The organism is Methylobacterium sp. J-070 (assembly GCF_022829385.1).
Classification (GTDB): Bacteria; Pseudomonadota; Alphaproteobacteria; order Rhizobiales; family Beijerinckiaceae; genus Methylobacterium.
This window is the reverse complement of record NZ_JAKSXX010000073.1, coordinates 54831-80027: the sequence shown is the minus strand read 5'-3', so window position 1 is coordinate 80027 and position 25197 is coordinate 54831. Positions and strand designations below refer to the sequence as shown.

Genomic DNA, 25197 nt, shown 5'->3' with positions numbered 1-25197 from the left:
GCATGGACCCCGGCGCGCGCCGGAAGCCTGCGCGGCCGCCCGACGACCAGCCTGACCGCTCAGGGCGGCGGGAGCGGCCGCGGATCCGCGCGTCAGCGAGACGGCAGCGGATGGACGTAAGCCGGGCTCTGGTCCCGGGTCGCCTGGAGGGCGACCGCGAGCTCGCCCAACTGGTAGGGCTTGGGGAGGATACCGACGCCCTCGGCATCCGCCTCCCGCTTCGCCGCCTCCGCGTAGCCACTGGTCAGCAGCACCGGCAGCGCGGCGCGCCGCCGGCGCAGCTCCCGGGCCAGATCGATCCCGTTCATGCCGCCCGGCATCATGATGTCGGACAGCACGATGTCGATCCTGCGCCCGTTCGCCAGCGCTCCCAACGCGGCTTGGGCGCTGGCGACGCGGATGACCTCGTAGCCGAGATGGGCCAGCATCTCGTTCACGAGCGCCGCAACCTCGTCGTCATCCTCGACAAGAAGCACGTTCCCGATCGAGCCCGTCTTCGGCCGATCGAGATGCAGGTCGATCAGATGCGACTGCTCGGCGGCGGGGGTCCGGTTGGACCGCGGCAGGATCAGGATGACGCGCGTGCCCCGGCCGACCGCACTCTCGATCCGCACCGTCCCCCCCGACTGGGTCGCGAACCCGTAGACCTGCGGAAGGCCGAGCCCCGAGCCCTTGCCGATGTCCTTCGTCGTGAAGAAGGGCTCGAACACGCGCTCCTTGACCTCCGGCGGCATGCCGGTCCCGGTGTCGATGACCGAGAGCCGCACGGAATCGCCGACCCGGTCGCCGGAGCCGTCGTCGGAGCGGGCAGGCGCATTCTCGCCCCGGACCACGATCGTCCCACCGTCCGGCATCGCGTCGCGCGCGTTCACCGCAAGGTTCAGGATGACGAGTTCGAGCTCGCCGGGATCGACCTCGACCGGCCAGAGATCGTCGGCGAATTCGAGCCGGACATGCACGTCGCCCCGGAGGCTGCGGTCGAGCAGCTCACGCATGGCCCCGATCTGCCGCGCGAGGTCGACGGGCTCGGGCCTCAGCGCCTGCCGCCTCGAAAACGCCAGGAGCTGGCGGGTCAGTCCGGCGCCGCGTTCGGCGGCCTGGCGCATGCCGTCCATGAGGCGCCGGCGCCGCGTCGGGTCGGCCTGCCGATCCAGCATCTCGAGGCCGCCGGAGACCACCATCAGCAGGTTGTTGAAGTCGTGCGCCACGCCCCCGGTGAGCTGACCGATCGCCTCGATCTTCTGGGCCTGCCGCAGGCTCTCCTCGACCCGGGCCCGTTCCGCCATCTGCCTTTGCAGCTGACGGTTCGCCTCCTCGAGCTCCCGGGTGCGGGCGACCACGAGGGCCTCCAGCTCCTGGGCCGCCTGCTCACGGGCCTCCAGCAGGGCGCGGACCTGATACTGGCGCTGGCGCGCCCGCACGGCGGCCTGGATCGTGCTCGTCAGCGTGATCGCCTGCACCGGCCGCTCCAGCAGCGAGACGTTGCGCAGGGCGGCCAGCAAGCGCTGACGCCAGGCGGCGACGGCCGGCTGATCCTGTCGGCTGGTCAGCACCACGAACGGCAGATCCGACCACGCGGGCTGGCCCTCCACGAAAGCGAACAGGGCAGACAGATCCTTGCCGAACAGCCCCTCCTCGGCGACGAACACCGCCGCCGCACCCGCCGCGATGCCTTCGACCAGCTGCGGCAGCGTGGGACATATCTCGGCCGTCAGGCCGCTGCGGCGGAGCAGGTCCGCGGAGGCGGGGGCATCCCGCCCGATCGGCGCGTGGACGAGAACGCGTAGGTTGCCCCCTTCAACGATCGTGGTGTTCATCGACCACCATGAGGGGTGCGTTGTCGCCGTCGTAACGCGGCGTGCCCGTGAAGATGCCGCTGAAGTTGGGCAGCGGACGCCCCACCGTGATGCCGTCCGGACCGAGAAGGAACTCCCGGATCGTGTGCTCGTGGCTGCCGCTGCGCTTCTTCACGACCGAGAGGGCGCGCCGGACGGTGCCGCTCACCTCGAAGTAGCGCAGCATCAGCACGGCATCGCTCAGGTAGCTGAGGTCGATCGGCGTATCCATGGGGCCGACAAGCCCGTTCTGAGCGAGAACCAGGGCCGTCAGCACCCCCTGCTGGCCGAGATAGCTCAGAAGCTCGTGCATCTGCAGGATGAGGAAGCGCTCGTCCGGCATCGCGTTCAGGTAGCCGTTGAGGCTGTCGATCACGACGACGCGCGCGCCGTCGACCTCGACGCTGTGCCGGACGGTGGCCGCGAACTCGCCGGGGGACAGTTCGGCCGGATCGATCTGCTGGAAGGTCAGCAATCCGGACGCGAGCACGGGCTCTAGCCCGAGACCGAGCGACTTGGCCCGCGCCTCCAGCGTGCCCCGTCCCTCGTCGAAGGCGAAGAATGCCGCCGGTTCGCCGCGTTTGGCGGATGCGATGGCATACGCGAGGGCCAGGGAGGACTTTCCCACCCCGGCCGCACCGAGGAGCAGAACGTTCGTGCCGAATTCGAGGCCGCCGCCCAGCAGCTGGTCGAGTTCGGGGATGCCGCTCAAGGCGAACGTGCCGACGAAGCTCTTCTGGTGCTCGGCGGCGACGAGCCGCGGGTAGATCGCGAGGCCGCCCTTCTCGATGGTGAAGTCGTGATGGCCGCCCCGGAACTTGATGCCGCGCATCTTCACGACACGGAGGCGCCGGCGCTCGGCGCCGTAGTCGATCGCAAGTTGTTCCAGGAGAACGACGCCGTGGGAAATCGAGTGAAGCTGAAGATCGTTGTCCTGGGACGTGAGATCGTCGAGCAGGATCACGGTGCATTGTCGGCGGGTGAAGAAGTGCTTGAGTGCCAGGACCTGGCGACGATAGCGGAGGGGGCTCTGCGCCAGCAGCCGCAGCTCGGACAGGCTGTCGAACACGACACGCGAGGGGTTCGTCTCCGCGACCTTGTCGAAGACGAGCTTGGTGGTCTCATTGAGCTCCATCTCGGCCGGATGGAACACGGTCAGCTCGCGATCCGGGTCGAGACTGGTCTCCGGCGGGACCAGTTCGAACACGTCGACCCCATCGAGCGACCAGCCATGGCGGTTGGCGACGAGCCGCAGTTCCTGCCGGGTCTCGGACAGCGTGATGTAGAGGACCCGCTCTCCCCGCCGGGCACCCTCCATCAGAAACTGCAAGGCAATCGTGGTTTTGCCCGTCCCCGGTCGGCCCTCGTAGAGGTACATGCGGTTGGCGTCGAGGCCGCCGCCCAGGATGTCGTCGAGCCCGGCGCTGCCCGTCGAGAGACGCGGCGGATCGTCGGTATCGTCCGGTTCGACTGCGCTCATGGGCGCACCTGGAACCCGAACACGTGGATGAACTGCAGACGCTCGGGGGTAATCGACATGTTCTTCGCGATGCGTTTTGGCATAGCCGTCCAAAGGCAGCAGCTTTCGACGTGTCGCGCATGCTGACACGGCCGACGACAACACTGCCGAAGCCACCCGGGTTCCTGTAAGCCGCGGCCGGCGGAACGATCCGGCTCCCGTCACAACGTCGATTTGCGATGATCCGCTGCAAAGGACGGCCTCGGGCGGCCGCTCCGACCGACCGGGATGGTTTGCGGTCGGTCCACCGACGGTCGTAAGGGGTTCGAAGCGGACATTTCCGCCCTCCGGCCCAGGACCGCCCGATGCCGAACGCAGCCGTCACGATCCGGACCCGCGATGGGGACTGCCCGGCATACGTCATGACACCAGACCGCGGCGGACCATGGCCTGCGGTGATCCTCTACATGGACGCCGGCGGCATCCGGCCGGCGATGGTCGACATGGCGCAGCGGCTCGCCGGGGCGGGCTACGTCGTCCTGCTGCCGGATCTCTTCTACCGCTACGGACCCTACGGACCGTTCGTGCCCAGGGAGGTGTTCGCGGGCGACTTCCGCGCCGTCCTCGGCCCGCTGATGGCCACGACCGGCAACGACAAGGCCGCCGGGGATACGCAGGCCTTCCTCGGCTACCTCGATACGCGCGACGACGTTGCGGGCCGCAGGATCGGTGCGGTGGGCTTCTGCATGGGGGGCGGCATGGCTTTGGCGGCGGCGGGAACCTATCCCGACCGGTTCGCGGCCGCGGCGAGCTTTCACGGGGGCAACCTCGCGACCGACGCGCCGACGAGCCCCCACCTGTTCGCGCCGAAGCTGGAGGCGGAGGTCTACGTCGCGGCGGCCGAGGCCGACGGCAGCTACCCGCCCGCGATGGCCGAGCGGCTGGAGAAGTCCCTGACGCAGGCCGGCGTCCGTTATACGACGCGCACCTATCCGGCCGCGCATGGCTGGATGATGCCGGACTTTCCCGTCTACGATCACGCCGCCGCCGAGCGTGGCTGGACCGAGATGCTCGCGCTCTTCGACCGGACCCTGCGGGGCGGCGCGTGACGGCGCGCTGAACCGATCCGGCCTCCGCTGCGAGCCAGGGGTCCGGTCCGCGTCGGGGCGAGTCCGGATCGGGCGCTGCGCCCCAGCGGCCGGGATGCACGGGAGACGCGACATGGAGACGATCGGCCGGGACCTGCGCGAGATGCAGCGCGTGCCCCTCGCGGCATCGCATATCGCGGCGCTTCAGGCTGCCGGCGTCGAACGGCACTACCCGGCCGGGACGTTCCTGGCGCGCGCGGGCGAGCCTGCCGACCGGTTCGTCTACGTCGAAGCCGGCGAGATCGAGGTGGTCAATCCCTTCACGGGCGAGCGTCACCTTCCGTTCACCCTCGGGCCGACCCAGTTCATGGGCGAGATCGCGTTCCTGAACGGCGGCAACTGGTCGATGCCGATGCGGGCGGTCCGGGATACCGCCGTGGTCGAGGTGCCGCGGCTGGAGATGCTGCGTCTGATGTCCGAGATCCCCGAGATGTCGGACATCGTCATCACGGTTCTGGCCGCGCGGCGCCGGCGCCAGCTCGACGCGCGCGACGGCACGTTGGTGCTCCTCGGCGAGGACGACGACCGGGCCGTCCGGCGGATCGCCGAATTCGCGAGCCGCAACCGCCTTCCCTACCGATCCCATGCCCTCGGAAGCCCGGAGGCCGGCGCGGTCGCACGCACCTGCGCGATCGCCTCCGGCCAGCCGGCCGTGATCTTCGGACGCGACATCGTCGTGACGGACCCGACGCCCGACAAGGTCGCCCAACTGCTCGGCCTCAACTACAACCTCATCGATGACGAGGCCTTCGACGTGCTCATCGTCGGTGGCGGGCCGGCCGGCGTGGCGGCCGGGGTCTACGCGGGCGCCGAGGGGCTGCGCGCCCTGGTGGTCGAGGACGTCGCGGTCGGCGGCCAAGCCGGCACGTCGAGCCGCATCGAGAACTACATGGGATTTCCGACGGGCATCTCCGGGGCCGATCTCGTCTGGCGCGGCGAGGTCCAGGCGATGAAGTTCGGGACCCGGTTCGCGATGCCGCGGCGGGTGGCGAAGCTGGAGCGGCTCGAGGACGGGGCCTTCTGCGCGACCTTCGAGAATGATCAGCGTGTCCGGGGCCGGGCCGTCATCGTCGCGACCGGCGTCCAATACCGGCGCCTGCCGATCGATCGGCTCGAGGCGTTCGAGGGCGCGGGCGTCTATTACGCCGCGACGGAGATCGAGGCGCGCTATTGCCGGAACGCCGAGACGATCATCATCGGCGGCGGCAACTCCGCCGGGCAGGCGGCGATGTTTCTCAGTCGCTCGGCCCGGCACGTCCGCCTGCTGGTCCGCGGGCCGTCGCTGGCGGCCTCGATGTCGCGCTATCTCTCGAGCCGTCTGGAAGCGGACCCGGCGATCACGATCGAGTACGGTTCCGAGGTCAGCCTGCTCCACGGGGATGACCGCCTCGAAGCCGTGACGATCCGCAGCCTGGTCGACGGGACGGTCCGCACGATCGCGACCTGCGCCATGTTCGTCATGGTGGGGGCCGCGCCCAACACCCGCTGGCTCTCGGGCCTCATCGCCCTCGATGGCCACGGCTTCGTGCTGACCGGGGACGCGGTCGGCGCGGACTCGCCCTACGCGACGTCGCACCCCGGGATCTTCGCGGTGGGCGATGTGCGCGCCGGCTCCGTCAAGCGCGTTGCCGCGTCCGTGGGCGAAGGGTCGGTCGTCATCTCCAGGGTCTGGGACTACGTCCGGGCGGCGTGAAGGCCCCGCGCTCCCCGGGGGCGGGGGCAGGCACGCGCGTCTCCCGGAACGCGGCCGGGTTCCCGGGGCGAGGGCGCGCGGCCGGACCGGCTTGGCGCCCGGAGGGCTTTCCGGACGTGCTGCGGCTGGAGCGTTCCCGGTTCGATCCGGCGCGTGGCCTGCGGCAGCGAAGACGGCGCAGGGAGCTGGCCGGCCGGAAGCGGTCCGCACGCTTTCGCTCTCGGACACGGCAAGTTATTTCAGTCCAGTAAGTAATAACAATTCATTCTACACATTCCGGCTTATCGCGGCGGCGCCGGACCGCAGCATCGGCATCAGAAGCATCGCGATCTGCGTCCGATTGCGGAGCTTGTACTTGCGCATGATGTTGCCGATATGCGCGCGCACCGTATTCGGCGAGATGCCCATCTCGTGGGCGATGACCTTGTTAGGATGCCCCAAGGCGATGAGCGCGATCAGTTCACGCTCCCGGGCCGTCGGGCGATCTCCTGCGTCATCGCGCTTCTCGCGGCCGGACCGGCACAGCCGGATCGGCCGCCTGACCTCCACCGTCGCTTCACCCCACAGTGCCGATTTCATCGTTTCCTCCTCACCGTGCCGTGCCGCGAGACCGTCAGTGCTCGGTCATTCGGCCCGGAGTGCATCAACTGGATTGAGCCTGGACGCGCGGTAGGCCGGGTAGAAGCCGAAGAACAATCCGGTCAGCGCGGAGAACCCGACCGCGAGAATCACCGCGCCCGGGTCGATGACGGTGGTCCAGCCCGCGGAGCGCGCGACGGTCAGGGAGACAAGGCCCCCCAGAGCGACGCCCACCAAGCCGCCGGTCAGGCAGAGGACGAGCGCCTCGCTGAGGAACTGCAGGCGGATATCCCGGGCCCGGGCCCCCACGGCGCGCCGGATCCCGATCTCGCGGGTCCGCTCGGTCACCGATACGATCATGATGTTCATGATGCTGATGCCTCCCACGAGCAACGAGACGCCGGCGATCGAGGTCAGCAGGATGGCGACGGTGCGGGTGGCGCCGCGCTGCGCCTGGGCCGCCGCGGCGGGGTCCGCGACCTTGAAGTCGTCGTCCTGGTCCGGCGGTATGTGGTGGCGCTGGCGCAGGAGGTCCTCGATCAGCTCCCGGGCCCGGACCATGCTCTCGTCCGAGGTGGCCTTGGCGATGATGTAGGCCACGGCATCCCGGGTCATGCCGCCGGCGCTGCCGAGGAACCGGAGCTTGGCCGTCGACAGCGGAACGAAGGCGACGTCGTCCTGATCGGGGCTCTTCGGGGCGAGCACGCCCACCACCTCGAAGGGAACGTTCATGATGCGGATCTCCGATCCGATCGGATCGGCGTCGGCGAAGAGCTCGCGGGCGACCACGCTGCCCAGGATCGCGGCTTTCCCCGCGGTGGTTTCCTCGGTGCCGTTGAAGGAGCGGCCGGCCGCGAGCGCCCAGTCCCGCACCAGGAAGTGGCTCGCCGTGGTGCCGTTGAGGGTCGTGTTCCAGTTGCGGTTCTCGTGAACCACCTGTCCGCTGCCGGAAATGGAGCCCGCGGCCGCGCGGATCTGCGGCACCTGCTCCAGGATGGCATCGACGTCGCCCTCGGTGAGGGTGGTGCGCGTCCCCGCCTTCAGGCGGACCGCACCCTGGCGGGCGGCCCCCGGATTGATCATCAGGACGTTCGCCCCGATCGCGCGGATCTGCTGGTTGACCTGGGTCTGCGCGCCGTTCCCGATGGCGAGCACGGTGACGACCGAGGCGACGCCGATCACGATCCCCAGCATGGTGAGGACGCTGCGCAGCGGGTTGTGCCGCAGCGAGCCGAGCGCCATCAGGAGGGCCTGGGACAGCATCACGCCGGCACCCGGACCAGCCCGGGTGCGGTGTTCGCTTGGTCGGAGGCGATGCGCCCGTCGTGCAGCCGGACGATACGGCCGCAGCGTGCCGCCACGCCGAGATCGTGCGTGATGATCAGGAGCGTGCGGCCCGCCCGGTTGAGGTTCCGGAACAGCGCCAGGATCTCCGTGCCGGTGTTGCTGTCGAGCGCCCCGGTGGGCTCGTCGGCGAGGACGATGCCCGGGTCGGTCACCAGGGCGCGCGCGATGGCGACGCGCTGCTGCTCGCCGCCTGACAGGCGCGACGGGAGATGATCGGCCCGGTGGGCGAGGCCGACGGATTCGAGCGCCGCCTCCGCCCTTCGGCGGCGCTCGACCCGGCCGACCTTCGCGTAGAGGAGCGGCAGCTGCACATTGTCCAGTGCGCTGTGTCGCCCGAGGAGGTTGTAGGACTGGAAGACGAAGCCGATCCGCCGGTTGCGCAGAACGGCGCAGCGGTCCGGCGACAGCCGCCCCGTATCCACCCCCTCGACGAGGATGCGGCCCGATGTCGGGCGGTCCAGGAGGCCGACCAGGTTCATCAGGCTGCTCTTCCCGGACCCCGAGGGCCCGACAACCGCCACGCACTCGCCGCTTCCGACATCCAGGGTCACGTCGTGCAGGACCGGGACGCTCACGTCGCCCATCCGGAAAACACGGTTGACCGCGTCGAGCCTGACCATCGCGTCGGTCATAGCCCCAACCTTATCCCGAGGAAGCGCGACGGTTCGGCGGGCTCGGCCTGGCCGATGACGACCCGGTCGCCCTCCGAGAGCGCCCCCTCGCGGAGCGCCACTTGGTCCGCGCCCGACACCCCTGTGGTCACCGGGACCGCGCGGAGCGCGCCGGCGGCGTCCTGCATCCACACGGCCTGCTCCGGCGCTGCCGCCTCGGTGGCCGGCGCCGTGACCGTCCTGGCCGCCTTGGCGGGCCTGAACCGCAGAGCGGCGAGCGGCACCTTGAGGATGTCGTCGTCGCGGTGGATGATCAGCCGCGCGAGCGCGGTCATGCCCGGCAGGAGCAGGCCGTCACGGTTGTCGGTCTTGAGGACCACCGTGTAGGTCACGACGCCCTGGGTGGTCTGCGGCGCCTTGCGCACCTGGCGGACCACGGATTCGAAGCGGCGGCCGGGATAGGCATCGACCGTGAAGGTCGCCCGCTGTCCCGGCACGACGCGCCCGATGTCGGTCTCGTCCACGCGGGCGTGGATCTCCATCTCGGCGAGGTTCTTGGCGACATTGAAGGCGGTGCGCGCCTCCAGGCCGGTGGCGAGCGTCTGGCCCTCGTTGACGAAGCGCCCGACGATCACCCCGTCGATGGGCGAGCGGATGATGGTGCGGTCGAGTTCGATCTCGGCGGCCCGCAGGCTGGCCTCGCGCAGGGGGATGGAAGCCTGTGCCTCCGCGACTTCGCCTTCGAGCCTGCGGACCTCGGCCGCCGCGGCATCGACGGCGAAGCGATTGAGGTCCAACAGCGAGGTGGATTCGCGCACCTGCGCTCCGCGGGAGGCGAACTCGGTCTGGGCCTCCTCGACCGCTGTGAGCGACGCGGCCTCGTGCGCCCTCAGCAGCGCCTTGCGGTCGACGTTGCGCTTGGCCGATGCCTCGAGGATCTGGGCGTTGTCGAGCCTAGCCGACAGGACGGTTCGATTGCCCCGGGCGTTGTCGAGGTCGATCCGGGCCCGGTCGAGCCGGGCCTGCTGGACCCGGGCGTTGGCGACCGTGACGGCGAGGCCCGCGCGCTCCTGATCGACCTTGGCAATGAAGCTGCGCTGGTCGATTCGGGCGAGCGGGTCGCCCTTCTTAACCCGGTCGTTGAAGTCGACGAAGAGCCGGGCGATCTGCCCCGGCAGCTGCGAGCCGACCTCGACGGTCTCGACCGGCTGGAGGGCCCCGGTGGCGGTGACGATCTGCTCCAGGCTGCCGCGCTGGATCACCGCGGTGATGAAGCGCGCCGGTTCGGGCGCGGGTGCAACCAGCTCGCGGGTCAGATCGCCGAAGGTCCGGACCGACCAGTCCGCCGCGCCGCTGACCGCTGCCGGAAGCGCCTCGGCGTCCGGATGCACAGCCACGACGGCCGTGAGGCCACCGGCGGCGACAGATGTGCACAGGATGCTGAGAAACCAGCCTCCCATGGCGTCCCTCCTGCGTCCGCCGCCAATCGGAACCGGACCGGTCCGCGCTCGACGACGTCTTGGCCGCTTTGCGCGGCTGAATGAATGTCTTGCAGATCTTTGCCGTGTCGAAAATCCGGGCTGCTCCATACGGGCGAGCCCGTACGCATTGACGGTGCTTGATCAGCCGCGCCCGGCCTCGATGGCGACCCGCACGAGTTCCTGAACCGTTTGACACTCGGTCTTGGCCATGATTCGCGAGCGGAAGACCTCGACGGTCCGTGGGCTGATCGCGAGCTGATCGCCGATCTCGCGATGTCGAAGACCCAACAGCACCTGATCGAGAACCTGACCCTCGCGCTGTGTCAGGCGCGCGAATCGCTCGCGCGCAAGGGCGCGCCGTGCCTCGCGCGAGAGCGTGCGGGGCTCGCTCACCGCCGCGCGCACGGCCTCCACGAGGGTTTCCGGAGCGAACGGCTTCTCGATGAAGTCGCAGGCGCCGAGCTTCATGGCCCGGACCGCCAGGGACACGTCGCCGTGCCCCGTGACCACGATGACGGGAACCGCCGAACCGACGGCGCGAAGACGAGTGAGCAAGCTGAGGCCGTCGATACCCGGCATGCGAAGGTCGGTGAGGACGCAATCCGCATCCGGAAGGGCCCCTTCGGAGAGCAGCTCGCCGGCGCTGGCGTATTCGCGGACGCGGAAGCCGGAGCATTCCAGGATGGCCGTGACGGTCGCGCGCATCGCGGCACTGTCTTCGACCAGACGAACGAGCGATCTCGCGTCCGCAACGTTTTCCATCGCTTCGCGGCCTCTATTCAATAAATGCTATTAACTCCACCGGCCAAGATAGCACCAAATTCTGTCCGTGTAAGACCCGTGTGCGAAACGTAAGGTCAAACCCGTACAGTCCGAGCAAAGACGGCTCTATTTCTGCGCCCGGAAATCCGCGCAAGTCAATGCAGAAAATGGGTTATTTGAGACGAAGATTTAGCAATGGACTAGTCCTAAAATATTAGGATCTAAATACAGCTTTCAAGGGAGCGGTGATTAAGTAATCCTTGAAACGTCGCTGAGGGCGGGTCCAGCCGGCCGAAGCGGTGGTCCATGCGGCGCTCTCGCCGCTTCGTTCATCTATGGAGGCATGCGATGAAAAAGATCCTGCTCTCGGCCGTGGCTGCTCTGTCCCTCTGCGCTCTGCCCTCGACCGGGCACGCCTTCTCAATCGGAAGCGGCAACGGCAACGGCAACGGCAACGTCGGGGTCGGCAACGGCAACGCCAACGGCAACGGCAACACCGGCGCCTTCAACGGCAACCTGAACGGCAACGGCAACGTCGGTTTCGGGAACGGCAACCTGAACGGCAACGGCAACCGCGGCATTCTCAACGGCAACGGGAACGGCAACCTCAACTATGGGGCGTTCAACGGCAACGGGAACGGCAACTTCAACTACGGGTTCGGCAGCGGCAACTTGAACGGCAACCTGAATCGTTGATCCGCGCAGGGGTGCCTCGGGAGCGCTCCGCCGCTTCCGGGGCTTCCCGCATCGCCAAGCGCATGGAGGCGGCCACGCAAGTGCTGCCACCCCTTCGCCGGTCCTAGTCTCTCCCGGGTTGGTGCCGGCGCCCGCTGCCGTTCGGCCGACCATCTCTGAGCCTACGGCCCCGCATCGAGTCCATTACAGGCTAGGAGGAGGTCACGATGGCAAAACCTTCAGTTTTCGTCTTCGCCGCAGTTCTGGCCGCCACGGTCACGGGCGAAGGCGTCTCGGCGCAGACGTTCGGCATCGGCAACGGCAACGGCAATGGCAACGGCAACGTCGGGATCGGCAACGGCAACCTCAACGGTAACGGCAACACCGGCTACGGCAACGGCAACGGCAACGGCAACGGGGCCCCGTCCTCCAACGGCAACCTCGGCGCGTTCAACACGGGAACCGGCAACGTGGGCGCCTTCAATTCCGGAACCGGCAATACCGGTGCCTTCAACGGCCTGGGCAACACCAGTTCGACGAGCGGAAACAACAACGTTGGGGCCTACAACGGCAATCTGAATACCGGGACCCACAATGGCAACGGAAATATCGGATCGTTCAACGGCAACCTGAACGGCGGCAGCTACAACGGCAACGGGAATCTCGGCGCCGTGAACGGCAACCTGAACGGGAATGCGTCGCTGCGCGTGCGATGAACCGGCCGAAGCGCGTCGACAACGATCCGGAGGGAGCCGTGCGGCAGACCAAGGACGAGCGGTCGCCGCCCGGCTCACGCAAGAAGCCGTCACGCGTCATGAACGGGGATGCCCGCGGGCACGACAATGCGTCTGACGAGCGGCCGACCGCCGGGCGTGGACCGCGCCGGGACGAGGGCGGACGCAAGAAAAAGGGCGCCGGTCCGGTCCAGCGGTCCGCGACGCGCGCCCTCGTCCAGGGGATCAAGGGCAGGCCCGAGATCCGCAACGCCGGACCGGGCACCGGCGCATAGGGCGCCGGTGCCCGGTCCGGCGAAGGTTTTCCCGCAGTCGTCTGCCGGTGACGACCGCCGCGGACATCCAGGGACGGAGATTGGCATGCATTGGAACGCCGCCACCGTTTTCGCGACCTGCCTGGTCAGCTCAGGGTCGACTTCCCCGGGATGGGCGATCTGGCAGCCCGCAAAGGCCTCGTCGTCCCCGGCCGCGTCATTGCCGAGCTGCGACGAGCCGTTCAACCGCAGGCAAGTGATCTTGGTCGGTTCCGAGGTTGGCAGGGACGCCTACCGGAGATCGTCCGGAAATTTCAATGGAAACGGGAACATCGGCAACTTTAACGGCAATGGCAATTCCGGAAATTTCAACGGCAACGGCAATTCCGGCAACGGCAAGGGCAACGGCTACCGCTCGAACGGCAACGGAAACGGTCCGGGATGGACCATCCGCGCACCGAGACGTGCCGACGAGTAAGACCTGAGCCGGCAGACGCGCCGTATCGGCCGGACGCGGCGCCCGGATCGATGTCCACGGCGATGTCCGATCCGGTTCGTGACGCGGCGGAGGGGGGCTGCGCGGTGTGCAACCCGCGCCCGGCGGCCCTTGGTCGACGATCCTGGCCGCCACAGCCCCCATCCACGGCAGCCCTCGCGGCCGTGCCCCCCGGCCGGCCTCATCATCGCTGCGGGCGTCACCCGCGCGCTCGGTCACGTCTTCCCGGAAGGACGATCGGGCCGCATCCGGGTGCAACGCTTCAGGGATGAGGCCGAGGCGAGACCCTTCCTGCTCCCGGTCGCCGACGACGGAGTCAGGCTGCCGGCTTGCTCCGGTCATCCGGCCGGGATCGCGGACGCGCATCCTCGATGCTCCGGCATCGCGCTTGGAGTGGCTCGTCGCCCGCGCACCCAGGCGGGCATGACCAGCCTGCACGTCCGACTTCCGGCATGAGGGGGCGGGCTTCGCGCATCGTGCACAGGGCCCGACTTATTGCGCGAATGCGTTTGTACTTTCAGCCAATCCTGAACTCACAATCTTGCTCTCTGATATGGAACGGCAGCATTGTGCTGCTCATGGTAGCAAGACGGGGATATTGTCGTGACGACGGCTCCCTGGCGCGACGTCCTTGAGGTGAGATCCTGGTCCGGACGGCGCGTCCCATCCCCGGCCGTGGCCGCAGCCAGCATCGCCGTGCTCGGTGCCGTCCTCGCCCTCGGGACGACCAGCTGGATCGAGTATCGGAACGGGCGTCTTGCCTCGGAGCGGTTCGTGGCCGCGACGGACCGTCTGGTCTCGCGGGTCCGGGATCGGCTCGGCCAGTATGAGTACGGGTTGCGCGGCGCGCGCGGGGCCGTCATCGCCGCGGGCGGCACGCGCATCACCGGGCTGACCTTCCGGCAGTACAGCCAGAGCCGCGATCTCGACCGTGAGTTCCCGGGGGCCCGCGGCATCGGCTTCGTGCAGCGGGTCGCCCGCTCGGAGGAATCGGCCTTCCTCGCCGCCGTCCGGACGGCGGATGGCAGCACGTTCGAGATCTGGGAACTGGCCGCCCACGCGGGCGACCGCTTCGTCATCCGATGTGTCGAGCCGCTCGAGCGGAACCGCGAGGCGCTCGGGTTCGACGTGGCCTCGGAGCCCGAGCGCCGCGCCGCGGCCGTGAGCGCGCTGGCGACGGGGGCCGCCACGATGACCGGGCCGATCACCCTGGTGCAGGCGCCGGGTCGAGAGGACCGGGGCTTCCTGCTGTTCCTGCCGGTTCTGGTGGCCGATCCGGAGGCCGCGGCGCGGGACGACCGGCATGCCTCGGCGATCGGCTGGCTCTACGCGGCCCTCGTGATCGACGATGTCGTCGCCGGGCTCGACCTTGAGCCGGGGCATCTCGACGTCGCCATCACCGACCGTCCGCGCGGCGCCCGCTTCTTCGCGACGCCGGGCATGGACCAACCTCCCGAGACGCGGCTGTCGGCGGTCCGGACCCTCCGGATGTTCGGCCGGACCTGGGAGGTCGCGGTCCAGGCGCGTTCGCCGTTCCTGACGGATTTCATCCGCCCCGCGGCGCTCAGTGTCGGCGTGGTGGTGCTGGTGGTCGGCCTGCTCGGGGCAAGCTTGGCCTATCTGTACCTCGTGGGCCGCCGCCGCGAGACGCTGGCGGCGGTGGAGAGCAACCGCCTCGCGGCGATCGTGGAGAACGCCGACGAGGCCATCCTCGGCAAGACGCTGGACGGGACCGTCACGGACTGGAACCCGGCGGCGGAGCGCCTCTTCGGGTATCCGGCCGCCGAAGCGGTCGGGCGCAAGGCCGCGGATCTGATCTTCCCGCCCCATCTCCACCCGGAGGAACACGAGACGCTGGCCGCCATCGCCCGCGGCGAGGCGGTCTCCACCCGCGCGACCCTGCGCCTGCGCCAGGATGGCGGGCTCGTGCACGTCCTCGTCAGCGTCTCGCCGATCCGGGCCCGGGACGGGACCATCGTCGGCGCGGCCACCGTGATGCGCGACGTCGGCGAGTTGGTGGCGAACGAGGCGCGGATCCGCGCCCTCAACGCCGATCTGGAGCAGCAGGTCGCGGAGCGGACGGCGGACCTGGGGGCCGTGGCCGCCACCCAGTCGGCGATCCTCCGGCATGCCACCTACGCCATCATCGCCACCGACACGCAGGGCCGCATCACGGTGTTCAATCCCGCCGCGGAGCGCATGCTGGGCTACGCCGCGTCGGAGGTGGTCGGCCGGTCGACGCCGCTGCTGTTCCACGACCCCATTCAGGTGGCGGACCGGGCGCACCGGTTCTCCGCGGATCTCGGCCTGCCGATCGAGCCGAGCCCGGACGTGTTCCGCGTCCCGCGCCGGATGGTTCGGCCGAACATCGACGAATGGATCTACGTGACCAAGGATGGAAGCCGCCTCCCCGTCCTCCTGAGCGTCGACGAGATGCGGTCCGGGGACGGCGCCACGCTCGGGTATCTGGGGATCGCGCTGGATCTGACCGAGCGCTACCGGCACGCCGCCGAGCTGCGGGCGGCGAATGCCGGGACGTGGAGCTACGATCCGGTGAGCGGCCGGGTCCGGATGTCGGCGGAGTGTGCCCGCCAGCACGGCTTGCCGGACGCCGAGACCGAGCTCGACGTCGAGGCGCAGTGGCGCCCGCTCGCTCACCCGGAGGATGTCGATCGGGTGCTGGCCGACCTTGCGGCGGCCCAGGCGAGCAAAGGCGGCTACACCACCGAGTTCCGCGTGGTCCTGCCGGACGGACGCACGCGCTGGCTGACCACGATCGGACGCGTGGATACCGAGGCGGGGGCCGGCCGCGTCATCGGCCTGACGCTCGACATCACCGCGCGAAAGGAGGCGGAACTCGCGCTCGCCGAGGCGAGGCAGGACGCCGAGCGGGCGAGCCGGGCGAAGGGCGACTTCCTGGCGGCGATGAGCCACGAGATCCGGACGCCGCTCAACGCGATCCTGGGCTTCACCGGGCTGATGCTGAAGGCCGGCCGGCTGGAGCCGGAGGAGCGGCGTCAGACGGAGCTGGTGCGCTCGGCCGGCCTGGCCCTGTTGACGGTCGTCAACGACATCCTCGACGTCTCGAAGGTCGAGGCGGGGGCGATGACCTTGAACATCGGACCGTTCCTCCTGCGGAGGCTGCTCACGAATTGTGTTGCGATCATCGACGTGGTCGCGCGGACCAAGGGTCTTTCCGTGCGGATGGAGGTCGACAGCGCGGTCCCGGACGCCCTGTCGGGGGACGAGGGAAGGTTGCGGCAGGTGTTGCTCAACCTGCTGAACAACGCGGTGAAATTCACCCACGCCGGCACGGTGAAGCTGGAGGTCCGCCACGCGGGGTCGGATGCCGAAGGCGAACGCCTGCGCTTCGCGGTGACCGACACCGGGATCGGCATCGCGGGGAACAAGCAGCATCGTCTGTTCCGACGGTTCAGCCAGGTCGACAGCTCGATCGAGCGCGAGTTCGGCGGCACCGGGCTGGGTCTGGCGATCTGCAAGGCCCTGGTCGAATTGATGGGCGGGGACATCGGCGTCGATAGCGCGGCGGGGCTGGGGTCGACCTTCTGGTTTACCGTGCGGCTTCCCGCGGCCGACGCGGTCGCGCCGGAGGCCGCACCGACGCCGAAATCGACGGGCCGCAAGGGGCGCCTCCTGCTGGTGGAGGACAATCTGGTGAACCGGGAACTCGCGCGGACGATCCTCGAACAGGCCGGTCACGCGGTGGAGGCGGTCGGCGACGGGGACCAGGCCGTTCGGGCGGCGGCGGCGGGCACGTTCGACGCGGTGCTGATGGACGTGCAGATGCCCGGCATGGACGGCCTCACGGCCACGCGGGCGATCCGGATGCTTCCGGACCCCGCGGGGCAGGTTCCGGTGATCGGCATGTCGGCCGGCGTTCTCCCGGATCAGGTCAGGCGCTGCGGCGAGGCCGGCATGGACGACCACGTGGTCAAGCCGTTCCAACCCGACAGCCTCCTCGACACCCTCGCGCGCTGGCTGCCGTGCGACGGGAGCCGGGAGCCATCGACCGGATCGGGCTTCGATGCGCGGATCTTCGACGCCGTGGCCGTCAAGGTTGGAGCGGAGCGCATGCGGGACGTCCTGACGATCCTCGACGCCGACTTGGCGCAGGCGTTCGCGGAGCCCGTTGTCTCGGCGACGGATCGATCCCGGCTCCGGTTCGAGGCCCACACCCTGGGCTCGGCCGCAAGCGTGCTGGGCTTCACCGCCGTCATGCAGGCGTGCCGCACCCTCGAAGCGCTGGACGAGGCTGTGGTGATCGATGCCGGCCCCACGCCGTTCCTGTCCGCTGTGGCGAAGGCTCGCAGCGCGGCGAACGCGGCGCGTGTGGAGATTCAGGTCCGTCGGGGATCGTGAGGCGCGCATCGGATGATCGCCCGGGATCGGGGCCTCCCGCGATCGGACGTCTGCGAGGATGTGCGCTGAACGCGTGTCCCGTCCTGCGATGGTACGGCCGGAGCATTTCCGGGTTGACTTGGATCACGCGCCTGACGGGCTGGGCGCGGATCCGCTCTCCGTTAGGGGAGGGGGTGGTGCCGGATGTGGCTCGGCGGTGCCGTCTGCGCCACCCCCACCTCCAGCTCCTCCCCGCAAGGGGGAGGAGAGCGCGTCGCGCATCGTGATCCGGATCAGATAAAAACGCTCCAATCTGATAAATGGGACGCGCGAATATTTTAATTCCGCGGCATGAAGAGCCGGCGATAAAACTTTGCCGAACTGTGTTCAATGTCGGCAATCGGCGTGAAGTTGTAGGTCGGCTATCGGGCGGCGACCGGCACGGCCCGGAGTGCCAGGCCGCCTTTCAGGTCGCGGGGCGATTGCCCTTGGGCGCACGCGCGCGCCGCTCGACCCGTCGCCTGCCGCGGATCTGGTCGACCATGTCGGCATCGTAGGCTGCGGCGGCGTCCGCCTCGGCAGGGGCATAACCAGCCTCCGCTATCGGCGCCGCGGCCCGCTGGACCTCGGCCCCGACGCCGACCTGGCACCGGATCCCCTCCGTCAACAGGGCCCGGGCGACGTCGGGATCGTTGCAGAGGATTTGCGTCGCCGCGGCCCTGTGGCCGAGGGCGAAGAGCGTGCGCGAGTACAGGCGCAGATTGCAGTCCCGGTCGGTGGTCGTGCCGCCGATGGTCACGCCGAAGCCGGGGCCCGCTCCGCCGATGCTTGTGCTGCCGAGGCAACTCTCGATGCCGGCAGCGGCCAGGCCGGGCGCGACCACCGCGGGTGCCTGGCGCCGGGCGTGGAGAGCGACGGTATTCGAGACGACGTTGTTGCCCCCGTTCCCGTTGCCGTTTCCATTGCCGTTCCCGTTGCCTGCCACGACCTGAGCGTGCGTCGGGAGCGTTGTCGCCATCAACACGAGGAGGAAGGCGGCGGCGATCGTTACTGGCTGGCGCATTCCCGCGGACCTCGCTGGCCGATCGAAACCCGCATGGGTCTATTTTTGAGAGCTTAATCGATCAATAACCAAAGGTCTGAAAGCGATAGATATTGTCTCTGTGTGTCGAGCGTGCATCGCGGTGCCTGGATCGTGCTGGAGCGCCGACAGGCCGTAGATCTGAATGGTCCGCCACGACCACCGCTTCGTCGATGCAGGGTCCGTCCGTTGCCCTGGGGAAGGCCTGCGAGTCCCGGAGAGGCTTCCCATCGAGGTCGCTCATGATGGCTCAAGTCAGAGGCGCCCCCGCACCGAACCTCCGCCGCGCCATTGCGCGGTCAATCACGCGGACGCCGGAGCTCCGGAGGGACGGAGCGGATGGAGATCGGCGCGGACCGCATCGTCGCCGGTGGCGAACCGGCGGGATCTGGTCCCGGCGACAACTCGAACGCCCACAGGGCATCGCTTTCTACGCGACCACGTTCGTCACCTTCATCCGCATCAATCCGGCAAATGCTAATCAACATTAATTGACGCTTACCGCTAAGTACTGTATTCGGCAAAAAAATCTAACGGAACGCGCCCGACTGGAGTGCATCCGATGGGAACGTCCTACCGAATTAGAGCCAGATATGCGCTGACCGCGCTTGCGATGGTTCTCACAGTTTCGCCACCGGCGTCGGCGCAGATCGCGGGCCGTGACCCTGTCACCGAAGGTGCGACACCCAACGACCGAAGCGACACGGCTCCCGCCCCCGGCGGAGCGCCCGATGTCTCGATCACCACCCATGATGCCGTCGGAGAGTTCGGCGTCGCACTTCCGGTTGAAATCAATTTTATCCATGCACAGAGGGTCATTGTCGAAGCGATCAACCTATTCGGATTGCCGCACGGTACGACGATCAGCGACTCGACCAATACGTTTTCGCCGTCGAGCGACAGCGACGATGTCGACATCAGTTCGTGGGATCTCTCGAAGCTTCAGATCACGCAGAGGGACGAGCGGACGCGCAATTTCCCGATCGCGGTCGCGGCGATCTGGACCTCGGAGCGGGGCGGCCGTTTGGAGGTCACGGCCAGCCGCTTCAACGTCACCTTCGTTCAAGGCAACCGGGATCGTCCCAGTGGCGCCGGCGGCGAACCCGGCAGCTCCGAACAGCCGGCCGCCCAGATCCGCGAGACGGTCCCCTCCGCCCAGCCCGTTGCAACCGTCGCCCGTCCCGACGCGCCGGCCTCCGGCGTCTTCGTGCCGGAGGTGCATGTCGCGCCCCTGAGAGATACGGCGGCAGTCGAGCGCCCGGCGGCTCCGACCGTCGCGGACGGGAGATCCGCCGTCGAAGCAAAGGCTGCGGCCCTTCCACGACCTGCGGTGGCGCCGCAGCCAGCGCCGCGGGCCGATCCGCTCGTCGAGCGGGCCAAGGGCCTGATCCGGCTCGGGGACATCAGCGGCGCCCGGCTCCTGCTGGAGCGCGCACAGGCGCGCAACGCGTCGAACGCGACCTTCCTGTTGGCGCAAACCTGGGACCCGGCCATGCTGCGGACCTGGAAGGTGCGTGGCCTGCGGGCGGACCCGGACCTTGCCAGACGTCTGTACGCGAAGGCCGCGGGTGAGGAGCGGTCGGATGAGCGGCTGCTGGCCGCGACGGGCCGCTGAGAGCAGGCCCTAAGCACGGCCGGACGATCACTGAGGGACGCACACATGCCGAGGCTTGCCCAATTCGCTGCCTTTCTCGGGCTCGCTGCCCTGACGGCCGGGCCGACCGCGCGGGCCTCGGACACGACCCCCGCCGACACCGCGCCTGCGACGGAGGCCGCCCTCGGCGAGCGGATGAACGCCAACACCGTCACGGTGGTGACAGGCACACCGGGCGGGACCTACTTCCGCGTCGGGGCCGATCTCGCCTTCGTGCTGGATGACGGCGACAAGCTGCGGGTCCTGCCGATTCTCGGTAAGGGCGCGGGCGAGAACGCCTACGACATCCGCTTCCTGAAGGGCGTCGATCTCGGATTCGTCCGCACCGACACACTGGAGCAGCTGCGGCAGGACAAGCGGCTGAAGAACATCGAGCGGCACATTCAGTTCATCGCCAAACTCTTCGATGACGAACTGCACATCGTCGCGCCGAAGGCGGTCCGGACGGTCGGCGAACTCGCCGGCAAGCGCGTCAGCTTCGATGTGAAGGGGAGCGGCACCGATTACAGTGGCCGGGCGATGTTCCGCGAGCTCGGCGTCAACGTGGAGGCCGTCAACATCGATCAGCCGACTGCCATCGAGATGCTGCGTAAGGGCGAGATCGAGGCCGTCGTGTCGGTGGCGGCCAAGCCGGTGGCCTTCATCGCGGGCTTCGATCCGGGGGATCGCTTCCACTTCGTGAAAGCGCCCTATCCGGACGCGATCAGCGAGGCCTACATCCCGGCGACCCTGACGCGGGCGGACTACCCGAAGCTCGTGGGCGAAGAGGCGGTCGAGACCGTCGCCGTGGGCACCATCCTCGGTGTCTACAACAGCCCGAAAGGATCGCCGCGTTACGAGAAGCTCGTTCGGTTCGTCGACGCGTTCTTCGGCCAGTTCGACAAGTTCCTGGCGCCGCAGCGGCATCCGAAATGGCGCGAGGTCAACCTCGCGGCATCGGTGAGCGGCTGGACACGCTTCCGGCCGGCTCAGGAATGGCTCGACCGCCACCGGGAGGAGGTCGCTTCCCAGCCGGATCTCGACCGCTTCTTCCAGTCGCAGCTCGACCGGCCGGCCGGAAAGGAAGAGATCTACCAAGCCTATCTCAAATGGCGCCAGGCGCGGTGACCGCGCCGAGGGACTGATCGCCGACGACAGCGAGCACGACCGGGGTCCCTTGTGAGGTCGGCCGGCCATCGCCGCCTCCGTGCTGCACACGGCGGTCCGGAATCACGAACGGACCGGGGACGACGTGCCTCAAGGTCGTTGGGGGACGGTGACGACGATTTTCCCGACCTGCTCGTTCGACTCCATGTAGGCGTGCGCCTGGACGATCTCGTCGAGCGTGAAGGTCTTGGCGATGATCGGCTTCAGGCGCCCGCCGGCGAGCCCATCCTCGATGAAGGCCGAGGCGCGGGACAGCCGCTCCTGGTCCCGAACGAACTCGAACAGGGTGTAGCCGCGCATCGTGAGGGCCTTCTGCAGGGCTGCGATGACCGGAAACGGCGTGGGCGCGGTGGCGAGGGCGCCGTAGATGACGATGACGCCGCGGTGGCTCATCGCCTGGGCGATCGCCTCGACCTGGGGGCCGCCGACCGGGTCGAACGCGAGGCGCGCGCCCCGACCGCCCGTCGCGTGGTTGACCTCGGCCACGAGGTCCTGCTCGGACGTGACGACAACGTGCGCGGCGCCCGCGTCCTCCAACGCCGCCGCCTTGGCCCGCGTCCGGGTCGTCGCGATCGCGCGCGCGCCGATGCTGTTCGCGATCTGGATCGCCGCGAGTCCGACACTCGAGGACGCCGCCGTAATGATGACCGCCTCGCCCCGTCCGAGCCGACCGATGTCGATGAGCGCCCCCCAGGCCGTGAGGTAGGCCATCCAGACCGCCGCCGACTCGATCGCCGAGGTCCCGGTCGGGCGTTGGACGACGCCGTAAGCCGGCACGAGGGCCGTGTCGGCGTAGACGCCGTAATCGTTCATGGAAAAGGCCGGGATGACGCTGACGGAATCGCCCGGCGCGAAGCCGTCGACGCCCTCGCCCACGGCCTCGACCGTCGCGGAGGCTTCGTAGCCGAGGCGCGCGGGCAGACGCGGCGTTTCGAGGTAGGCGCCCGACCGGAACATCGCTTCGGCGCGATTGAGACCGATCGCCTCGACGCGGACGCGCATCTCCCCGCGCTGCGGATCGCCGACCGGGAGATCATCGAGCTGCAACACCTCCGGTCCACCGGTCCGATGAAACCTGACCACCCGTGCCATGGCGATTGTCCTTCGGTGGTCGCGCCGGAGGCGCGTGCGGCGCGGAGCGATCGCCCGGCGCGAAGGCCGGGCGAGGCCGATCCCCTGTGGTCTCCCCGGTCCTTGCCGATGGGCGCGGGCGCCCGGACGCGGCGCCCACGGCATCCGCGGTGACTCAGGCCGCCAGTTTCGTCGTGTTGTGCGGATCGATGACGAACTTCTTGGGCGCGCCCTGATCGAAGATCCGGTACGCGTCGGGCGCGCGTTCGAGCGGGATGACCTCGACGTTCACGACCTTTCCGAGATAGGGCATGCGATCCCAGAGGATCGCCATCATCAGATCGCGGTTGTAGTGCATGATCGGCGCTTGCCCGGCCGAGATGTGGGGCGACTTGATCCAGGCCTTGCCGAAGTCGATCCGATACCGCCCGGCTTTGGCGTCGGCGTCGATGGCCTGGGGATCCCCCGCCGTATAGATTCCGGGCGCGCCGACGGCGCCGTTGGCGCGGACCACCTCGATCATCGCGTTGAGGACGGCGGCCGGATCCTCTCCGGCGCCGGGTCCGGCCCCGTGCGCCTCGAAGCCGACGGCATCGACGCCGCAATCCACCTCCCGTTTGCCGAGGATCGCCTCGATCTGGTCGGCGAGGGGTGTTTCGGAGGACAGATCGACGGTCTCATACCCGGCGCTCTTCACGAGGGCGAGGCGCTTGCTGTTGAGGTCGCCCACGATGATGCAGGAGGCGCCCAGGAGCTGGGCGGAGGCGGCGGCGCACCGGCCGACGGGGCCTGCGCCCGCGATATAGACCGTCGAACCGGGTTTGACGCCCGCCTGGATGCAGCCGTGAAAGCCCGTCGGCAGGATGTCGGAGAGCAAGGTCAGATCCTTGATCTTGGCCAGCGCCTGATCCTTGTCGGGGAAGCGAAGCAGGTTCCAGTCGGCGTAGGGAACCATGAGATAGTCGGACTGTCCGCCCTGCCAGCCGCCGAGATTGAACCCGTAGGCGCCGCAATCGACCACATCGTTGACGTTCATGCAGGTGTCGGTATGGCGCTCCTTGCAATTGCGGCATCGCCCGCAGGAGACGTTGAACGGGACCGAGCAAAGGTCGCCCTTCTTGATGAAATGCACGTCGGGCCCGGTCTCGATCACCTCGCCGGTCATCTCGTGGCCGAGCACCATGCCCACGGGAGCGGGGAACCGCCCGCGGTAGATATGCTGGTCGCTGCCGCAGATGTTGGTGGTGACGATCTTGAGGATCGCCCCGTGCGGCGTCTTGTTGCCCTTTGGATCGACGAGCTTCGGATAGTCGAAGGTTTGAAGCTCGACCTTCTTCGGTCCCATGTACGTGATGACCCGATTGTTCGATGCCATGATCGTTGTTCCTTCCCTGACTTGCGGAACGTTTGATCGTCCCCAGCGATCTCCTGGCCGTGGCCTTTCAAGGCAGCTTGGCCGCGAGGACGTCGAGCTTCTCGATTCGCGGGGCCGAGGCGAAGAGCTCGGGCGCCCGCTCCGTCAGGGCCGCCGCCACGCGGCCGGAGAGATGTGCTTGCCGTCCCGCTTCATCGGGAAACGCGTCGAAAATTCCGAACGTCGAGGGGCCCATGCGGAGGCCGAACCATGCGACGGTTCCGGGCTCGTTTTGAACGATGGGCCGGCTGTCTCTCAGGAACGCCTCGACCGCCGCTTCCTGCCCGGGCTTGGCTTCCAAGATGACGAACAGTGCAAACTTGACCATCGGCCTGTTCCTTCCGGACTGTCCCGGCGAAAGCGGACGTCACCGCCGTTCCGGCCCCGCGCCGGACCGGGGCCGGCGGCCGTCACATCTCTGACGGCGGTCGCGGTCCGGCCGCGTGCGCGGGCGAAGACGAGCGCCATGAGGGCTGCGGCGAGCAACGCGGTCATGGAGGCGATTGCGACGACCGCTGGAGGCCCGTCACCCGCCCGATCCGGGCCGGCGAAGGGTTCACGACATCAGTATCGGCCGGTGTCGAACCGGCATGCGGGGCTGAGAGCCCTTGCCAATCCGATGCGGCCCCGCCGTTTGGACTGTACGGGAAGGACCGGCCCGCGATCCGGGTCCGTCAATGCGGCGTGGACTGGTCGGGTGCCTTGGCCTGCTGGCTCGCCTCGGCGCCGTTCTGACTGGGGGTGCCCGTGGATCCGGAGGCTTGGTCCGTGCTGGCGCCACGAACCTGCACGCGGCGCGTCCGCTGCTGAGCCTCGGCCTTCGGGAGCGTGATCGTGAGCACGCCATTCTCGACCCGGGCCTCGACCTGTTCAGGATCGACGCGGAACGGCAGCGCGAGCGCGCGCTGGAACGTGCCGAAGATGCGCTCGCTCACGTGAGCATTCTGGCGGTCTTCCTGGCGCTCGATCTCCTTGACGGCGCGAATGAGCAAGGTGTCCTCATCGATCATCACCTCGACATCCGCCTCGCGCGCACCGGGCACCTCGGCGGTGATGCGCACCTTGTGGTCTGTCTCGGTGATGTTGATGTCCGGAACGAGGATCATGGCGCCGGCTTGGCTGGCGGCACTTTCGGTTCCAGCACCGGCCCCCGGCACGTCCTCGAGGAGACGGTTCATATCGTGGTAGAGGGCGAGAAGCGGCGTCAACATCGGGCTCGGCATGCCGCGCCGCGTCGCACTGCTCGACCGCTGGAAGGCAACTGGTCCTCGAGACATGGTGTCGATCCTCGCTGAGGATTGGCCGAATCCCGCCGGCTCGCTTCCCTGTTCGAGGCGGCGGGATCGCGTTGGATTAGCCGATAGAGGACATCGCAGCCCTGACGCCGGTCAGTTTGAC

At 68.6% G+C, this 25197-nt stretch carries 21 protein-coding genes; 9 read left to right on the top strand and 12 right to left on the bottom strand.

The genetic code is table 11. From position 1 onward, the window contains the following. Nucleotides 1-92: 92 nt before the first annotated feature. Both MKL01_RS05745 and MKL01_RS05740 read right to left on the bottom strand, forming a co-directional pair. Nucleotides 93-1817 (bottom strand): ATP-binding protein, encoded by a 1725-nt coding sequence (locus MKL01_RS05745; protein WP_243904254.1) that lies wholly within the window; start codon nucleotides 1815-1817, stop codon nucleotides 93-95. Continuing rightward, nucleotides 1798-3315 carry an ATPase domain-containing protein gene (locus tag MKL01_RS05740; protein WP_243904253.1) on the bottom strand — a complete coding sequence of 506 codons (1518 nt, stop codon included), beginning with the start codon at nucleotides 3313-3315 and terminating at the stop codon, nucleotides 1798-1800. The genes MKL01_RS05745 and MKL01_RS05740 overlap by 20 nt, the downstream gene beginning before the upstream one ends. A gap of 344 nt (nucleotides 3316-3659) precedes the next feature. Between MKL01_RS05740 and MKL01_RS05735 the strand changes: the two genes are divergently transcribed. Continuing rightward, nucleotides 3660-4403 (top strand): dienelactone hydrolase family protein, encoded by a 744-nt coding sequence (locus MKL01_RS05735; protein ID WP_243904252.1) that lies wholly within the window; start codon nucleotides 3660-3662, stop codon nucleotides 4401-4403. Between the two features lie 112 nt (nucleotides 4404-4515). After that, on the top strand, nucleotides 4516-6135 hold the full coding sequence (locus MKL01_RS05730; protein ID WP_243904251.1) for an FAD-dependent oxidoreductase: 1620 nt from the start codon (nucleotides 4516-4518) through the stop codon (nucleotides 6133-6135). 267 nt (nucleotides 6136-6402) lie between these two features. Here MKL01_RS05730 and MKL01_RS05725 read toward each other — a convergent pair whose 3' ends face one another. From MKL01_RS05725 to MKL01_RS05705, 5 genes are all read right to left on the bottom strand, one after another. Then, nucleotides 6403-6714 carry a response regulator transcription factor gene (locus MKL01_RS05725; protein WP_243904250.1) on the bottom strand — a complete coding sequence of 104 codons (312 nt, stop codon included), beginning with the start codon at nucleotides 6712-6714 and terminating at the stop codon, nucleotides 6403-6405. Nucleotides 6715-6759: 45 nt separating this feature from the next. After that, the gene (locus MKL01_RS05720; protein ID WP_243904279.1) at nucleotides 6760-7977 is read right to left on the bottom strand and encodes an ABC transporter permease; all 1218 of its coding nucleotides are present in this window, start codon (nucleotides 7975-7977) and stop codon (nucleotides 6760-6762) included. Beyond that, a complete protein-coding gene (locus MKL01_RS05715; protein WP_243904249.1) occupies nucleotides 7977-8693 on the bottom strand; it encodes an ABC transporter ATP-binding protein in 717 nt (238 codons plus the stop codon). The genes MKL01_RS05720 and MKL01_RS05715 overlap by 1 nt, the downstream gene beginning before the upstream one ends. Further along, complete coding sequence (locus MKL01_RS05710) at nucleotides 8690-10132, bottom strand: efflux RND transporter periplasmic adaptor subunit (protein WP_243904248.1); 1443 nt, start codon at nucleotides 10130-10132, stop codon at nucleotides 8690-8692. Before MKL01_RS05710 ends, MKL01_RS05715 begins: the two co-directional genes overlap by 4 nt. A 162-nt stretch (nucleotides 10133-10294) precedes the next feature. After that, nucleotides 10295-10915 carry a response regulator transcription factor gene (locus MKL01_RS05705; protein WP_279604416.1) on the bottom strand — a complete coding sequence of 207 codons (621 nt, stop codon included), beginning with the start codon at nucleotides 10913-10915 and terminating at the stop codon, nucleotides 10295-10297. 348 nt (nucleotides 10916-11263) lie between these two features. Between MKL01_RS05705 and MKL01_RS05700 the strand changes: the two genes are divergently transcribed. The 5 genes from MKL01_RS05700 (at nucleotide 11264) to MKL01_RS05680 (ending at nucleotide 17454) form a co-directional block, all read left to right on the top strand. Continuing rightward, the gene (locus MKL01_RS05700; protein ID WP_243904246.1) at nucleotides 11264-11611 is read left to right on the top strand and encodes a hypothetical protein; all 348 of its coding nucleotides are present in this window, start codon (nucleotides 11264-11266) and stop codon (nucleotides 11609-11611) included. 206 nt (nucleotides 11612-11817) lie between these two features. Further along, complete coding sequence (locus MKL01_RS05695) at nucleotides 11818-12306, top strand: hypothetical protein (RefSeq protein ID WP_243904245.1); 489 nt, start codon at nucleotides 11818-11820, stop codon at nucleotides 12304-12306. 38 nt (nucleotides 12307-12344) lie between these two features. Further along, complete coding sequence (locus tag MKL01_RS05690) at nucleotides 12345-12599, top strand: hypothetical protein (RefSeq protein ID WP_243904244.1); 255 nt, start codon at nucleotides 12345-12347, stop codon at nucleotides 12597-12599. 85 nt (nucleotides 12600-12684) lie between these two features. After that, nucleotides 12685-13056, top strand: coding sequence for a hypothetical protein (locus tag MKL01_RS05685; protein ID WP_243904243.1), 372 nt, complete (start codon nucleotides 12685-12687; stop codon nucleotides 13054-13056). Nucleotides 13057-13677: 621 nt separating this feature from the next. Further along, nucleotides 13678-17454: a PAS domain S-box protein gene (locus MKL01_RS05680; RefSeq protein WP_243904242.1), complete on the top strand. Its 3777-nt coding sequence runs from the start codon at nucleotides 13678-13680 to the stop codon at nucleotides 17452-17454. 445 nt (nucleotides 17455-17899) lie between these two features. Here the strand turns inward: MKL01_RS05680 and MKL01_RS05675 are convergent, their stop codons facing one another. After that, nucleotides 17900-18496: a hypothetical protein gene (locus tag MKL01_RS05675; RefSeq protein ID WP_243904241.1), complete on the bottom strand. Its 597-nt coding sequence runs from the start codon at nucleotides 18494-18496 to the stop codon at nucleotides 17900-17902. A gap of 580 nt (nucleotides 18497-19076) precedes the next feature. On the opposite strand from MKL01_RS05675, the gene MKL01_RS05670 reads away from it, so the two are divergent. Both MKL01_RS05670 and MKL01_RS05665 read left to right on the top strand, forming a co-directional pair. After that, nucleotides 19077-20129 carry a hypothetical protein gene (locus tag MKL01_RS05670; RefSeq protein ID WP_243904240.1) on the top strand — a complete coding sequence of 351 codons (1053 nt, stop codon included), beginning with the start codon at nucleotides 19077-19079 and terminating at the stop codon, nucleotides 20127-20129. Nucleotides 20130-20174: 45 nt separating this feature from the next. Continuing rightward, complete coding sequence (locus tag MKL01_RS05665; RefSeq protein WP_243904239.1) at nucleotides 20175-21275, top strand: TAXI family TRAP transporter solute-binding subunit; 1101 nt, start codon at nucleotides 20175-20177, stop codon at nucleotides 21273-21275. 129 nt (nucleotides 21276-21404) lie between these two features. Here the strand turns inward: MKL01_RS05665 and MKL01_RS05660 are convergent, their stop codons facing one another. The 4 genes from MKL01_RS05660 to MKL01_RS05645 all read right to left on the bottom strand — a co-directional run bounded on the left by MKL01_RS05660 (nucleotide 21405) and on the right by MKL01_RS05645 (nucleotide 25022). After that, the gene (locus tag MKL01_RS05660; RefSeq protein WP_243904238.1) at nucleotides 21405-22406 is read right to left on the bottom strand and encodes a zinc-dependent alcohol dehydrogenase family protein; all 1002 of its coding nucleotides are present in this window, start codon (nucleotides 22404-22406) and stop codon (nucleotides 21405-21407) included. 154 nt (nucleotides 22407-22560) lie between these two features. Then, nucleotides 22561-23760, bottom strand: a complete 1200-nt coding sequence (locus tag MKL01_RS05655) for an alcohol dehydrogenase catalytic domain-containing protein (RefSeq protein WP_243904237.1) — start codon at nucleotides 23758-23760, stop codon at nucleotides 22561-22563. Nucleotides 23761-23827: 67 nt separating this feature from the next. After that, complete coding sequence (locus MKL01_RS05650) at nucleotides 23828-24127, bottom strand: putative quinol monooxygenase (protein WP_243904236.1); 300 nt, start codon at nucleotides 24125-24127, stop codon at nucleotides 23828-23830. 346 nt (nucleotides 24128-24473) lie between these two features. Continuing rightward, nucleotides 24474-25022 (bottom strand): Hsp20/alpha crystallin family protein, encoded by a 549-nt coding sequence (locus MKL01_RS05645; protein ID WP_243904235.1) that lies wholly within the window; start codon nucleotides 25020-25022, stop codon nucleotides 24474-24476. Between the last annotated feature and the right edge of the window lie 175 nt (nucleotides 25023-25197).

What these genes read in the sequence shown, in the direction of transcription:
- MKL01_RS05745 (WP_243904254.1), bottom strand. Translation starts at nt 1,817, where the DNA reads ATGAACACCACGATCGTTGAAGGGGGCAACCTACGCGTTCTCGTCCAC.
- MKL01_RS05740 (WP_243904253.1), bottom strand. Translation starts at nt 3,315, where the DNA reads ATGAGCGCAGTCGAACCGGACGATACCGACGATCCGCCGCGTCTCTCG.
- MKL01_RS05735 (WP_243904252.1), top strand. Translation starts at nt 3,660, where the DNA reads ATGCCGAACGCAGCCGTCACGATCCGGACCCGCGATGGGGACTGCCCG.
- MKL01_RS05730 (WP_243904251.1), top strand. Translation starts at nt 4,516, where the DNA reads ATGGAGACGATCGGCCGGGACCTGCGCGAGATGCAGCGCGTGCCCCTC.
- MKL01_RS05725 (WP_243904250.1), bottom strand. Translation starts at nt 6,714, where the DNA reads ATGAAATCGGCACTGTGGGGTGAAGCGACGGTGGAGGTCAGGCGGCCG.
- MKL01_RS05720 (WP_243904279.1), bottom strand. Translation starts at nt 7,977, where the DNA reads ATGCTGTCCCAGGCCCTCCTGATGGCGCTCGGCTCGCTGCGGCACAAC.
- MKL01_RS05715 (WP_243904249.1), bottom strand. Translation starts at nt 8,693, where the DNA reads ATGACCGACGCGATGGTCAGGCTCGACGCGGTCAACCGTGTTTTCCGG.
- MKL01_RS05710 (WP_243904248.1), bottom strand. Translation starts at nt 10,132, where the DNA reads ATGGGAGGCTGGTTTCTCAGCATCCTGTGCACATCTGTCGCCGCCGGT.
- MKL01_RS05705 (WP_279604416.1), bottom strand. Translation starts at nt 10,915, where the DNA reads ATGGAAAACGTTGCGGACGCGAGATCGCTCGTTCGTCTGGTCGAAGAC.
- MKL01_RS05700 (WP_243904246.1), top strand. Translation starts at nt 11,264, where the DNA reads ATGAAAAAGATCCTGCTCTCGGCCGTGGCTGCTCTGTCCCTCTGCGCT.
- MKL01_RS05695 (WP_243904245.1), top strand. Translation starts at nt 11,818, where the DNA reads ATGGCAAAACCTTCAGTTTTCGTCTTCGCCGCAGTTCTGGCCGCCACG.
- MKL01_RS05685 (WP_243904243.1), top strand. Translation starts at nt 12,685, where the DNA reads ATGCATTGGAACGCCGCCACCGTTTTCGCGACCTGCCTGGTCAGCTCA.
- MKL01_RS05675 (WP_243904241.1), bottom strand. Translation starts at nt 18,496, where the DNA reads ATGCGCCAGCCAGTAACGATCGCCGCCGCCTTCCTCCTCGTGTTGATG.
- MKL01_RS05670 (WP_243904240.1), top strand. Translation starts at nt 19,077, where the DNA reads ATGGGAACGTCCTACCGAATTAGAGCCAGATATGCGCTGACCGCGCTT.
- MKL01_RS05665 (WP_243904239.1), top strand. Translation starts at nt 20,175, where the DNA reads ATGCCGAGGCTTGCCCAATTCGCTGCCTTTCTCGGGCTCGCTGCCCTG.
- MKL01_RS05660 (WP_243904238.1), bottom strand. Translation starts at nt 22,406, where the DNA reads ATGGCACGGGTGGTCAGGTTTCATCGGACCGGTGGACCGGAGGTGTTG.
- MKL01_RS05655 (WP_243904237.1), bottom strand. Translation starts at nt 23,760, where the DNA reads ATGGCATCGAACAATCGGGTCATCACGTACATGGGACCGAAGAAGGTC.
- MKL01_RS05650 (WP_243904236.1), bottom strand. Translation starts at nt 24,127, where the DNA reads ATGGTCAAGTTTGCACTGTTCGTCATCTTGGAAGCCAAGCCCGGGCAG.
- MKL01_RS05645 (WP_243904235.1), bottom strand. Translation starts at nt 25,022, where the DNA reads ATGCCGAGCCCGATGTTGACGCCGCTTCTCGCCCTCTACCACGATATG.